Genomic DNA, 12,771 nt, shown 5'->3' with positions numbered 1-12,771 from the left:
GTCAGCCTGCGAGGTTGTCTGCCATCTCCTCGGTGAGGTTGGACTCCGTGCCCGGGATGCCGAGGTCCTGCGCGCGCTTGTCGGCCATGGCCAGCAGACGGCGGATACGGCCGGCGACGGCGTCCTTGGTCAACGGCGGGTCGGCGAGCGCGCCCAGCTCCTCCAGGGAGGCCTGTTTGTGCTCCATGCGCAGCCGCCCTGCGGCCGCGAGGTGCTCCGGCACCTCGTCGGCGAGGATCTCCAGCGCGCGCTGCACCCGGGCACCGGCGGCGACGGCGGCGCGGGCCGAGCGGCGCAGGTTGGCGTCGTCGAAGTTGGCGAGACGGTTCGCCGTGGCGCGGACCTCGCGGCGCATCCGCCGCTCCTCCCAGGCCAGCACGGACTCGTGCGCGCCGAGGCGGGTGAGGAGGGCGCCGATGGCGTCACCGTCCCGTACGACCACGCGGTCCACGCCCCGCACCTCGCGGGCCTTCGCCGCGATCGACAGGCGGCGGGCGGCGCCGACGAGGGCGAGGGCGGCCTCCGGGCCCGGGCAGGTCACCTCCAGGGAGGAGGAGCGGCCGGGCTCGGTCAGCGAGCCGTGGGCCAGGAACGCGCCGCGCCAGGCCGCCTCGGCGTCGCAGGTGGCCCCCGAGACCACCTGCGGGGGCAGCCCGCGGATCGGACGGCCACGGCCGTCGACGAGGCCGGTCTGGCGGGCCAGCTGGTCGCCGCCCGCGACCACGCGGACGACATAGCGGGAGCCGCGGCGCAGTCCGCCGGGCGCCATCACGATCAGTTCGGAGCTGTGGCCGAAGATCTCCAGGATGTCCCGTTTGAGGCGGCGGGCCGCCATCGCGGTGTCCAGCTCCGCCTCGATCACGATCCGGCCGCTCACCAGGTGCAGGCCGCCCGCAAACCGCAGGATCGCCGAGACCTCTGCCTTTCTGCAGCAGGTCCGGGTGACGGGAAGCCGGGAAATCTCGTCCTTCACCGCTGCCGTCATCGCCATGGGCCGATCCTTCCATGCATCCGAAAAATACGGTCGTACGCGGCGGCCAACAGCTCCGGGTCGTGCCGAGGAGAACCGTCGGTCCGGGCCACCGGCGCCAGCTCGACCGCTGCCCCGAACCGCTTGGCGGCATCGGTGAGCGACTCTCGGTCGGGCACGGCGGCCTCGTCGGCCAGCACCACGTCCAGGGCGAGTTTAGGGGCGTGTCGTCCCAAAACCTCCAAATGACGCTGCGGGGAGAAGCCATCGGTTTCTCCGGGCTGCGGGGCGAGGTTCAGCGAGAGTACCCGGCGCGCCTTCGTCTGCGAGAGGGCGTCCAGGAGTTCGGGCACCAGGAGGTGCGGGATCACCGAGGAGAACCAGGAGCCGGGTCCGAGCACCACCCAGTCCGCGTCGAGGACCGCCGCGACGGCCTCGGGCACGGCCGGCGGGTCGTGCGGCACGACGTGCACGGACTGCACCTCGCCGGGCGTGAGCGCGACGGTCGCCTGGCCCCGGACGGTGTCGATGTCCTCGGGCCGGTCCGGGTCATGTCCCTTGACCAGCGCCTGGAGCTCCAGGGGCACGGCGGACATGGGCAGCACCCGGCCGTGCGCGCCCAGCAGCTTGCCGACCAGGTCGAGGGCCTGGACGTGATCCCCGAGCTGCTCCCACAGGGCGACGATCAGCAGATTGCCGACGGCGTGCTCGTGCAGGTCTCCCTGGGACTGGAAGCGGTGCTGGATGACGCGGGCCCAGGTCTGGCCCCAGTCGTCGTCGCCGCACAGCGCCGCGAGGGCCTTGCGCAGGTCGCCGGGCGGGAGCACGCCCAGCTCGTCGCGCAGGCGCCCGCTGGAGCCGCCGTCGTCGGCCACCGTGACGACGGCGGTGAGGTCGCCGGTGATCCGGCGCAGGGCGGCGAGCGAGGCGGACAGGCCCATGCCGCCGCCGAGGGCGACGACCTTGGGCTGGGCGCCCCGGCGGCGCGGCTTGCCGCCGCGCGCCTCGGGGGCCTTGCCGCCGCGCTCCTCGGGGGCCATGCGGCGCAGCCTGCTCAGCCGCAGAGCACGTCCGGTCATTCTCGGCCCATGTCCCGGTGGACGACGACCGTCTCCACTCCCTCGGCGGCCAGCCGGGCGGCGAGCTTCTCGGACGTGGCGACCGAGCGGTGCTTGCCACCGGTGCAGCCGACGGCGATGGTCACATAGCGCTTGCCCTCGCGCCGGTAGCCGGCGGCGATGAGCCGGAGCAGCTCGGCGTAGCGGTCGAGGAACTCCTTGGCGCCGGGCTGGTTGAAGACGTACGCCGAGACCTCCTCGTTGAGGCCGGTGAAGGGGCGCAGCTCCGGGACCCAGTGCGGGTTGGGCAGGAACCGCATGTCCACGACCAGGTCGGCGTCGACCGGGAGGCCGTACTTGAAGCCGAAGGACATGACGGTGGCCCGCAGCTCGGGCTCCTCGTCTCCCGCGAACTGGGCGTCCATCTTGGCGCGCAGCTCGTGCACGTTCAGGCTGGAGGTGTCGATCACCAGGTCGGCGTCGCCGCGCAGCTCGCGCAGGAGCTCGCGCTCGGCGTCGATGCCGTCGACGATGCGGCCGTCGCCCTGAAGGGGGTGCGGGCGGCGCACGGACTCGAAGCGGCGGACCAGGGCCTCGTCGGAGGACTCCAGGAAGACGATCCGCCGGGTGACGTTCTTCGACTCCAGGTCGGCGAGGGACTCGCGGAGGTTGTCGAAGAAGCGTCGGCCGCGTACGTCGACGACGACCGCGATCCTGGCCACGTTGCCCTGGGAGCGGGCGCCGAGCTCCACCATGGTGGGGATCAGCGCGGGCGGGAGGTTGTCGACGACGAACCAGCCGAGGTCCTCGAGACACTTGGCGGCCGTCGACCGGCCGGCTCCGGACATGCCGGAGATGATCACCAGCTCGGGGATGACCGCGTCGGGGACCCCGGCTGTTTCGATGCCCGTACTCACCTGTGCTCCGTTTTCCTGTGCCGCTTGCTGCGGGGCCTGATCCTCGCCTGATTCCTTGTGCGCTTCCTGGCCCTGCGCTGAGCGTTCTTCTTGGCGCTCTTCGTGCTCGGTCATGTCTCCTGCCCCCGTCGCTCGTCCGAGGTGCCCGCGGACACGGGCTCCTGGGAGGAACCCGCCGTCGTCCCGGGTTCCTCGTCTTCCATGATCTCTCCAGTCGCCGTGTTCACGGCGGGGACGGCCGGGGCCGCCTGGGCGAAGGCCACGGCGATCGTCTCGGCCGTCTTGCGGCCGATGCCCGGAACCTCACAGATCTGGTCGATGGTCGCGGATCGCAGCTTCTTCACTGAGCCGAAATGCTTGATCAGCGCCTGTTTGCGAGTCTCGCCGAGACCCGCCACGTCATCCAGGGGGCTCGCCCGGAAACGCTTGGCGCGTTTGGTGCGCTGGTAGGTGATCGCGAAGCGGTGCGCCTCGTCACGGACGCGCTGGAGCAGGTAGAGGCCCTCGCTGGTGCGGGGCAGGACGACCGGGTCGCCGTCGTCCGGCAGCCAGACCTCCTCCAGACGCTTGGCGAGGCCGCAGACGGCGATGTCGTCGATGCCGAGCTCGTCGAGCGCCCTCTTGGCGGCCGCGACCTGGGGCTGGCCGCCGTCGACGACGACCAGCTGCGGCGGGTAGGCGAAGCGCTTGGGGCGGCCCTCGTCGTCCTTCAGCTCACCGTCCTTCAGGTCACCGTCGGCCCACTCGCCGGTCCTCTCCTTCTCGGAGAGGTAGCGCCTGAAGCGGCGGGTGATCACCTCGTGCATGGAGCGGACGTCGTCCTGGCCTTCGAAGCTCTTGATCTGGAAGCGCCGGTACTCGCTCTTGCGCTGGAGTCCGTCCTCGAAGACCACCATGGAGGCCACGACGTCGTCGCCCTGGAGATGCGAGATGTCGTAGCACTCGATCCTGAGGGGCGCGCTGTCCAGGTCGAGCGCCTCGGCGATCTCCTCCAGGGCGCGCGAGCGGGTGGTCAGGTCGGAGGCGCGCTTGGTCTTGTGCAGCGCGAGCGACTGCTGGGCGTTGCGCTGCACGGTCTCCATCAGGGACTTCTTGTCGCCGCGCTGCGGAATGCGCAGCGACACGATCGATCCGCGGCGCCCGGTGAGCCATTCCTGGACGGGCTCCACGGGGTCGGGCAGCGCGGGGACGAGAACCTCCTTGGGCACGGAGTCGCCGGTCTCCTCGCCGTAGAGCTGCTGGAGGGCGTGCTCGACGAGATCCGCGGTGGTGACGGCCTCGACCTTGTCGGTGACCCAGCCGCGCTGGCCGCGTACGCGTCCGCCGCGTACGTGGAAGATCTGCACGGCCGCTTCCAGCTCGTCCTCGGCGACCGCTATCAGGTCCGCGTCGGTCGCGTCGGCGAGCACGACCGCGTTCTTCTCCATGGCCTTCTTCAGGGCCCCGATGTCGTCGCGCAGCCGAGCGGCCTTCTCGTACTCCATCTCCTCGGCCGCGTCCGTCATCTGCCGCTCCAGGCGGCGGATGTACGTACCCGTGCGGCCTGCCATGAAGTCGCAGAACTCCTCGGCGAGTTCACGGTGCTCCTCGGCGGAGACGCGCTCCACGCAGGGCGCCGAGCACTTGCCGATGTAGCCGAGGAGGCAGGGGCGGCCGGTGCGGGCGGCGTTCTTGAAGACGCCGGCCGAGCAGGTACGGACGGGGAAGACGCGCAGCAGCAGGTCGACGGTGTCGCGGATCGCCCACGCGTGCCCGTACGGCCCGAAGTACCGCACGCCCTTGCGCTTGTGGCCGCGCATCACCTGCACCCGCGGGAACTCCTCGTTCATCGTCACGGCGAGGTACGGGTAGCTCTTGTCGTCGCGGTACTTGACGTTGAACCGGGGGTCGTACTCCTTGATCCAGGAGTACTCCAGCTGCAGCGCCTCGACCTCCGTGGACACCACCGTCCACTCCACGGACGCCGCTGTGGTGACCATGGTGCGGGTGCGCGGGTGGAGGCCCGCCAGGTCCTGGAAGTAGCTCGCCAGGCGCTGGCGCAGGCTCTTCGCCTTCCCGACGTAGATCACCCGGTGGTGCTCGTCGCGGAATTTGTAGACCCCGGGTGAGTCCGGGATCTCTCCCGGCTTGGGGCGGTAGCTGGAGGGGTCGGCCATGTCTCACACCCTACTGGCGGGGGCTGACAGCGCGGCGACCCTGTGGACAAGGCCGGGGCCTGCCCGGCGGACCGTCGCCGTGGCCCACGGGCGGCGGCCGATGCCGGGGTCGGCTCGGGCCATTCGGGAGGTGCTGGGCAACGATGCGAGGACGTCGTCGAGGTGAAAGACGTGCGAGGTGACGGCCACGAGGGCGCCGGCGAAGGAGGGAGCGCATCCGGACGCCGCAGTTCAGCAGGTTGCGCATCAGGTGTTGTCGGAGCTTGGGCAACACGCTTCAATGCGGTGGAACTCGGGGTCCGCACACCGCGCCCACCTGCGAGCACGCCCCGCACGCCCACCGGGCGGCCCCGACGACCCCGTACGCGAACGGCCCGACCAGCCGTCGTGAACACTCACAGAAAGGCCCCCTGCATGCGGCACGGCACACAGCACGCGGACCTCGCCACGGACGAGTTGGAGACGGCGCTGCGCGGCGGACCCTTCCATGTGGCGCTGCGCACCGCGATCGCCGCCCGCGGGCTGCCCTTGCAGCGCGTGCAGCACCATCTGTCGCGGTACGGGGTCAAGGTCGGCGTGACGAGCCTGAGCTACTGGCAGCAGGGCGCCCGGCGGCCGCAGCGCCCCGAGTCGCTGCGGGCCGTACGCGCGCTGGAGGAGATCCTCCAGCTGCCGGACGAGTCGCTGATCCGGCTGCTCGCCACGGCCGACGAGCAACCCGGCGCCGACCGTCCCGGGAGCCGTTCGTACCGCTCCCTGGTGGAGGCTTCGGGGGTGCTGGAGCGACTGTTCGCCGAGTTGGGGTCGCCGCTCGACGGCGGACTGCACACCCTCGGCCACCACGAACGCGTACGGATCGGGGCCCACCGCGAGCTGCTGGGCCGCGATTCGCACCACATAGTGCGTGCGCACAAGGATGGCGTGGACCGCTATGTGGCCGTCCACCACGGTGACCCGGGGTGCGCTCCGGAGCGGATGGCGGTGCGCGCGCTGGAGAACTGCCGTACGGGGCGGGTGCGCCGGCACCCCGAGACGGGGGTGCTGGTGGCCGAGCTGCTCTTCGACACCCGGCTGCGCTCAGGAGATACGTTCCTCTTCCGCTACGGCTTCGACGACGGCACGGCCGGCCCGTCCAGCGAGTACGTTCGCGGGTTCGGCTTCCCCGGCGGGCAGTACGCGCTTCAGGTGCGGTTCGACGAAGCGGCGCTGCCGGTGCGCTGCCACCGGTTCACCCAGCACTCGGCCGCCGCCCCGCGCAGCGGCCGCCAGGAGCTGTCGCTGAGCGGACAACACCGCTCGGTCCACCTGGTCGAGCCGAGGGTGCGGTCGGGGATCGTGGGGATCGGGTGGGACTGGGAGTGAGCTGAGGCGTGTCCGCGGGGTCTCCGTCCCAGGGCCGGGGGCCCTCGGCGGAATGACCTAGGCGCCCGAGCCCGCGACGATCTTGCCGTTCCTGGCCTCGACGGACAGCTCGTGCAGCGGCTCGGTCGCCGGGGCCTGCAGCACCTTGCCGTTCGTGGCATCGAACTCGCTGCCGTGACAGGGGCAGGTGAGGGTCGTCCCCGCCAGCTTGTTGATGGCGCACCCCGCGTGCGTGCAGATCGTGCTGTACGCCTTCAGGGACCCGTCCCCGGCCCGGCTCACCACGACGTTCGCGTCCCGGTACAGCTTCGCGGCGCCCTTGGGGATCTCGCTCTCCGCGCCCAGCTCGACCGGCGCGGTGGGCGTGGCCGGCCAACCGCCGTCCGCTCCCGACGAACAGGCCGCGAGGCCGAGCCCGGCGACCGGGGTGAGCGCCGCTCCTCGAAGGACGGTACGACGGCTCGCGGCGGGACGGCCGGGCATGAGGATCTCCACTGGTCAGGGGGCGGTGCATGCCGACCGGGGGTGACCAGGGGTCGGCACGTGCCGTCGACGATACCGGCATGGATCACTGCGCCCCGGGCCGGCCAGAGTCGGCGTAAACGCTTGCGCAAGCGTTTACGCCCGGCCGCCGAATGAGATACGTTCCCGGCCATGAGGCCCGAGGAGCCTTGCCGCAGGGCCCAGGGAGGGGGACACGATGGCGACCATGGCCGACGTGGCGCGAAGCGCGGGGGTGTCCGTGGCCACCGTCTCGCACGTGCTGAACGACACCCGCCCGGTACTGCCCCACACCCGGCAGGCGGTCCTGGACGCCGTCGACGAACTGGGCTACACGCCGAACACCCTCGCCCGCTCCCTCGTCACCTCGCGCACCAGGTCGATCGGACTCGCGGTGTCGGCGATCAGCAACCCGTACTTCACGGAGATCCTCCAGGGCGTCGAGGCAGGTGCGCTGGAGCACGGGTACAGCCTGCTCATCGCCGATCCGCACGACGACCCGAAGCACGAGCAGCGGGTCGTCCGGCTCCTGCACGAACGACGCGTGGACGGCATGATCGTCGCGCCGTCGGCGGACCCGGGCGACCTCGTCGCCTACCTCGGGCGGCACGACGTACCGACCGTGTTCCTCGACCGGCTGGTCGACGTCCCCTCGGACGGCACCGCCCGCTTCGACCAGGTCGGCGCCGAGAACGCCGAGCCGATGGCCCGGCTGGTCACGCATCTCGCCGACCTCGGCCACCGGCGCATCGGTCTGGTCGCCGGGCTGCCCGGGCTGAGCACCACGAACGAGCGGCTCTCCGGTTACCGGCACGGCCTGGCGGCCGCCGGGCTCCCCCACGACGAGCGGCTCGTGGCGCGGGGCGACTCCGAGGCGGCGGGCGCCGAGCGCGCCACCACCGCCCTGCTGTCGCTCGCGGCTCCCCCCACGGCGCTCGTCACCGCCAACAACGCGATGACCATCGGCGCCCTGCGCGCGCTGCGCGGGCGCGGCCTGTCGGTGCCGGACGATCTGGCGCTGTGCTGCTTCGACGACTTCGCCTGGGCGGACCTGTTCGCACCCCGGCTCACCGTGATCTCCCAGCCCAGCAAGGAGATCGGGGCACAGGCCGTACGCCTGCTCCTGGACCGGCTGGCCGCGCCGGACCGGCCCTCCCGCACCCTGCGGTTGCCCAGCACGTTCGTCCACCGCACCTCGTGCGGCTGCCCCGACCACCCCCACAGCTCCGAGAAGGGACCCGTCTCGTGATCGTCGTCGCCGGTGAGGCCCTGATCGACCTGGTACCGCAGGGCGCGGGCGCGCTCGCCGGCCTCAAGCCGGCACTCGGCGGCGGCCCCTACAACACGGCCGTCGCCCTCGGCCGGCTCGGCTCCCCCACGGCCTTCTGCTCCCGCACCTCGCGGGACGCCTTCGGTGAGGCCCTGCTCGACGGGCTGCGCACAGCGGGCGTCGATGTGTCGGCGGTGCAGCGCGGGGCCGAGCCGACCACCCTCGCGGTCGCCACGATCGACGAGCACGGCTCGGCCGCGTACTCCTTCTACGTCGACGGCACGGCGGACCGGCAGTTCGCGGCACCGGACCGGCTGCCGGGCGCCACGCGGGCGGTGTCCTTCGGTACCTGCTCACTGGTCCTGGAGCCGGGCGCGAGCGCCTACGAGGAACTGCTGCGGAGCGCCGCCGCGCAGGGCCTGTTCACCACGCTCGATCCGAACATCCGGGCGGGACTGATCCCCGACCCGGACGCCTATCGGGCGCGTTTCAAGAGCTGGCTGGCGTCGGTGACGCTGCTCAAGCTCTCCGAGGACGACGCCACGTGGCTGGGCGGCAGCCCGCGCGAGTGGCTGGCCTCGGGCCCCTCGGCCGTGGTGCTCACCCGGGGCGGCGACGGACTGACCGTCTTCACCCGGGACGGCGCGGAGCACTCCGTGCCGGGTGAACCGGTCGACGTGGTGGACACGATCGGTGCCGGCGACACCGTCAACGCGGCCCTGCTGCACGGCCTGGCCGCCCGCGACGCCCTGTCTCCGGAAGGGCTCGCGGGCTTGGACGCGGAGGGCTGGACCGAACTGCTCCGGTTCGCCGCCCGGGCGGCGGCGATCACCTGCTCACGGGCGGGTGCGGAACCTCCGTACGCCTCTGAACTGGGCGCGTTCTAGAGCCGGTCCGGCGGCGGGTCGGTGGGCCGGATCGGCGGGGCGGTCCGCGGATCCGGGCCAGACCGGGTCAGGCCGGGCCGGCGGGAGCACGGCACTCCGGAACAGTCCCTGGTGACGTGGGCATCCTGGCGACGCGCAGATCCTTCTTGGCGGACGGGCGGAGGCTCGCCGGGTTCGAGGCGACGGGTGAGATCCGGCGCGGTCACTTCAGTCTTGACTTCGAGGCCGGGCCGCTAGGTGATGTTGTCAAGCTGCAGGGTGCAGGGTCCAGTCGGACATGCGGTTCGTCGAGCCCAGGGTCAGGGCGGCTGACCGTACAACGCACGGCGCCCCACGGGGAGTTCCCGTGGGGCGCCGCGTTTTCCGGACTTGTCAGGCCTTGTTCGCCAGTGTGCCTCAGGCCTTGCGCGCCCGCGTGGTCTTCTTCGCGGGGGCGGTCTTCTTCGTCACGGCGGCCGCCTTCTTGGTGGCCGTGTTGTTGGTGGTCCTGACCGTCGCCGTCTTCTTCGTCGTCGACTTGGCCGCTGCCGTCTTCCTGGCGGCCGTCTTGCGCGGGGCCTTCACGGACGCCGCGTCGCTGATGCGATCGGCGTCGAGAATCTCGCGCAGGAACTTGCCGGTGTGGCTCGTCGGCACCCCGGCGACCTCCTCCGGCGTGCCCTCGGCGACGACGAGACCGCCGCCGGCGCCGCCCTCGGGGCCCATGTCGACGACCCAGTCCGCGGTCTTGATGACGTCGAGGTTGTGCTCGATGACGATGACCGTGTTGCCCTTGTCGACCAGCCCGGAGAGCACGACGAGGAGCTTGCTGATGTCCTCGAAGTGGAGACCGGTGGTCGGCTCGTCGAGGACGTACACCGTTCTTCCGGTGGACCTCCGCTGGAGCTCGCTGGCCAGCTTCACGCGCTGCGCCTCGCCGCCGGACAGGGTCGTCGCGGACTGGCCGAGGCGGACGTAGCCGAGGCCGACGTCGTTCAGCGTGTTCAGATGGCGGGCGATCGCCGGGACGGCCTCGAAGAAGTGCATGGCCTCCTCGATCGGCATGTTCAGGACGTCGGCGATGGACTTGCCCTTGTAGTGGACCTCCAGGGTCTCCCGGTTGTAGCGCGCTCCGTGGCAGACCTCGCACGGGACGTACACGTCCGGCAGGAAGTTCATCTCGATCTTGATGGTGCCGTCACCGGAGCAGTTCTCACAGCGACCGCCCTTGACGTTGAAGGAGAAGCGTCCGGGCAGATAGCCGCGCACCTTCGCCTCGGTCGTCTCCGCGAACAGCTTGCGGACGTGGTCGAAGACTCCGGTGTACGTGGCCGGGTTGGACCGGGGGGTGCGGCCGATGGGCGACTGGTCGACGTGCACCACCTTGTCGACGAGGTCGTCGCCGTCCACGCGCGTGTGTCGGCCGGGGACGCTCCTCGCGCCGTTCAGCTCGCGGGCCAGGTGTGTGTACAGGATGTCGTTGACCAGCGTCGACTTGCCGGAGCCGGACACGCCCGTGACGGCAGTGAGGACGCCCAGCGGGAACGACACGTCGATGTCCTGGAGGTTGTTCTCACGGGCGCCGTGCACCGTGAGCTGCCGGGACGGGTCGCGCGGGCGTCGGATGTCGGGCAGGGGGATGGACTTCTTGCCGGACAGGTACTGGCCGGTCTGCGACTCGGCGTTGGCCAGCAGCTCCTTCAGGGAGCCACTGTGCACGACCTTGCCGCCGTGCTCGCCCGCACCGGGGCCGATGTCGACGATCCAGTCGGCGACCTTGATGGTGTCCTCGTCGTGCTCCACGACGATGAGCGTGTTGCCCATGTCGCGCAGCCGGACCAGGGTCTCGATCAGCCGGTGGTTGTCGCGCTGGTGCAGACCGATGGACGGCTCGTCGAGGACGTACAGGACGCCGACGAGGCCGGAGCCGATCTGCGTGGCCAGGCGGATGCGCTGGGCCTCGCCGCCGGACAGGGTGCCGGCCGCGCGGTTCAGCGACAGGTAGTCGAGGCCGACGTCGACCAGGAAGCGCAGCCGCTCGTTGACCTCCTTCAGGACGCGTTCGGCGATCTTCTTGTCGCGGGCGTTGAGCTTCAGCTTGCCCAGGAAGTCCGCGCAGTCGCTGATGGACATCGCCGCGACCTCGGCGATCGACTTCTCCATGACCGTGACCGCGAGGACGAGCGGCTTCAGACGCGTGCCCTGGCAGGTGGGACAGGGGACCTCGCGCATATAGCCCTCGAAGCGCTCGCGGCTCGCGTCGCTCTCGGCCTCGCTGTGCCGCCGCTTGACGAAGGGGACGGCCCCTTCGAAGGGCGTGGTGTACACACGCTCGCGCCCGTACCGGTTGCGGTAGCGGACCTCGATCTGGGTCTTGTGGCCGTAAAGCAGTGCCTTCTTGGCGCGCTGCGGGAGACCGGCGAAGGGGATGTCGGTCCGGAATCCCAACGCGTCCGCGAGGGCCCCGATCAGCCGGCCGAAGTAGTCCTTGGTGTGTCCGTGCGACCAGGGGTGGATGGCGCCCTCGTCGAGGGACTTCTCCTCGTCCGGGACGATCAGCTCGGCGTCGACCTCCATGCGCGTACCGATGCCGGAGCAGTCGGGGCAGGCGCCGAACGGCGAGTTGAAGGAGAAGGAGCGGGGCTCCAGCTCCTCGAAGGACAGGTCGTCGTACGGGCAGTACAGGTGCTCCGAGTACATGCGCTCGCGCTCGGGGTCGTCCTCGGGGAGGTCGACGAAGTCGAGCACGACCATGCCACCGGCCAGGCCGAGGGCGGTCTCCACGGAGTCCGTGAGGCGGCGCTTGGCGCCTTCCTTCACCGTGAGGCGGTCGATGACCACCTCGATGGTGTGCTTCTCCTGCTTCTTCAGCGTGGGCGGGTCGCTGAGCTGGATCGTCTGGCCGTCGACCCGGGCACGGCTGTATCCCTTGGTCTGGAGATCGGCGAACAGGTCGACGAACTCTCCCTTGCGTTCGCGCACCAGGGGCGACAGGACCTGGAAGCGGCTGCCCTCCGGCAGCTCCAGGACCTTGTCGACGATGGCCTGCGGCGACTGGCGCGAGATCGGGCGGCCGCACTCGGGGCAGTGCGGCTTGCCGATGCGCGCGAACAGCAGACGCAGATAGTCGTAAACCTCTGTGATGGTGCCGACCGTCGAGCGCGGGTTGCGCGAGGTCGACTTCTGGTCGATGGAGACCGCCGGGGAGAGGCCCTCGATGAAGTCCACGTCCGGCTTGTCCATCTGGCCGAGGAACTGCCGGGCGTACGACGAGAGCGACTCGACGTAGCGGCGCTGCCCCTCGGCGAAGATCGTGTCGAAGGCCAGCGAGGACTTGCCCGACCCAGACAGGCCCGTGAAGACGATGAGCGAGTCGCGTGGCAGGTCGAGCGAGACATTCTTGAGGTTGTGCTCGCGCGCGCCACGGACGATGAGACGGTCGGCCACGCCGGTCCGCACCTTTCTTGAGAGAAGTGACAGGGGCCGAGGCCCCCGTCTTTCTCAGACTAGGGGGAGCCACTGACAGCGCCGGTTCGGTTTACCTGGTTGGTAACAATCCCGGACCTTCCAGCATGCCCGACGCCACTCTCGACCATATAGCACGCGCATTCGATTTACGGGTCCGCTCAGCCACCTTCACCCAAACGTGTGGCGCCGCTATCGTCGGCCCC

9 protein-coding genes are annotated in these 12,771 nt (G+C 70.8%); 3 read left to right on the top strand and 6 right to left on the bottom strand.

Annotation, left to right across the window (positions count from 1 at the left end):
• Nucleotide 1 precedes the first annotated feature (1 nt).
• Genes whiA through uvrC form a run of 4 tightly spaced genes read right to left on the bottom strand, consistent with a single transcriptional unit; the run spans nucleotide 2 to nucleotide 5,101 of the window.
• Entirely contained in the window at nucleotides 2-991 is a 990-nt protein-coding gene (gene whiA, locus SAVERM_RS32380) for a DNA-binding protein WhiA (protein ID WP_010987695.1), read from the bottom strand.
• The gene (locus tag SAVERM_RS32375; RefSeq protein ID WP_010987694.1) at nucleotides 982-2,049 is read right to left on the bottom strand and encodes a gluconeogenesis factor YvcK family protein; all 1,068 of its coding nucleotides are present in this window, start codon (nucleotides 2,047-2,049) and stop codon (nucleotides 982-984) included. Before SAVERM_RS32375 ends, whiA begins: the two co-directional genes overlap by 10 nt.
• Nucleotides 2,046-3,059, bottom strand: coding sequence for an RNase adapter RapZ (rapZ, locus tag SAVERM_RS32370; protein ID WP_010987693.1), 1,014 nt, complete (start codon nucleotides 3,057-3,059; stop codon nucleotides 2,046-2,048). Before rapZ ends, SAVERM_RS32375 begins: the two co-directional genes overlap by 4 nt.
• The gene (uvrC, locus tag SAVERM_RS32365; protein ID WP_010987692.1) at nucleotides 3,056-5,101 is read right to left on the bottom strand and encodes an excinuclease ABC subunit UvrC; all 2,046 of its coding nucleotides are present in this window, start codon (nucleotides 5,099-5,101) and stop codon (nucleotides 3,056-3,058) included. The genes rapZ and uvrC overlap by 4 nt, the downstream gene beginning before the upstream one ends.
• Nucleotides 5,102-5,515: 414 nt before the next feature.
• Between uvrC and SAVERM_RS32360 the strand changes: the two genes are divergently transcribed.
• Nucleotides 5,516-6,463 carry a hypothetical protein gene (locus SAVERM_RS32360; RefSeq protein WP_010987691.1) on the top strand — a complete coding sequence of 316 codons (948 nt, stop codon included), beginning with the start codon at nucleotides 5,516-5,518 and terminating at the stop codon, nucleotides 6,461-6,463.
• A gap of 57 nt (nucleotides 6,464-6,520) precedes the next feature.
• Here the strand turns inward: SAVERM_RS32360 and SAVERM_RS32355 are convergent, their stop codons facing one another.
• Nucleotides 6,521-6,946 carry a Rieske (2Fe-2S) protein gene (locus SAVERM_RS32355; protein WP_010987690.1) on the bottom strand — a complete coding sequence of 142 codons (426 nt, stop codon included), beginning with the start codon at nucleotides 6,944-6,946 and terminating at the stop codon, nucleotides 6,521-6,523.
• A 217-nt stretch (nucleotides 6,947-7,163) separates the two neighbouring features.
• Here SAVERM_RS32355 and SAVERM_RS32350 point away from each other — a divergent pair, with 217 nt between their 5' ends.
• Nucleotides 7,164-8,213 carry a LacI family DNA-binding transcriptional regulator gene (locus SAVERM_RS32350; protein ID WP_010987689.1) on the top strand — a complete coding sequence of 350 codons (1,050 nt, stop codon included), beginning with the start codon at nucleotides 7,164-7,166 and terminating at the stop codon, nucleotides 8,211-8,213.
• Nucleotides 8,210-9,121, top strand: coding sequence for a carbohydrate kinase family protein (locus SAVERM_RS32345; RefSeq protein ID WP_010987688.1), 912 nt, complete (start codon nucleotides 8,210-8,212; stop codon nucleotides 9,119-9,121). Before SAVERM_RS32350 ends, SAVERM_RS32345 begins: the two co-directional genes overlap by 4 nt.
• 396 nt (nucleotides 9,122-9,517) lie before the next feature.
• On the opposite strand, the gene uvrA is transcribed toward SAVERM_RS32345, so the two are convergent.
• Nucleotides 9,518-12,547: an excinuclease ABC subunit UvrA gene (uvrA, locus tag SAVERM_RS32340; RefSeq protein ID WP_010987687.1), complete on the bottom strand. Its 3,030-nt coding sequence runs from the start codon at nucleotides 12,545-12,547 to the stop codon at nucleotides 9,518-9,520.
• Nucleotides 12,548-12,771 lie beyond the last annotated feature (224 nt).

Source organism: Streptomyces avermitilis MA-4680 = NBRC 14893, from assembly GCF_000009765.2.
In the GTDB taxonomy this organism is placed as follows: domain Bacteria; phylum Actinomycetota; class Actinomycetes; order Streptomycetales; family Streptomycetaceae; genus Streptomyces; species Streptomyces avermitilis.
Note: the sequence above shows the minus strand (reverse complement) of the source record. Positions and strands in the feature narration are given on the sequence as shown.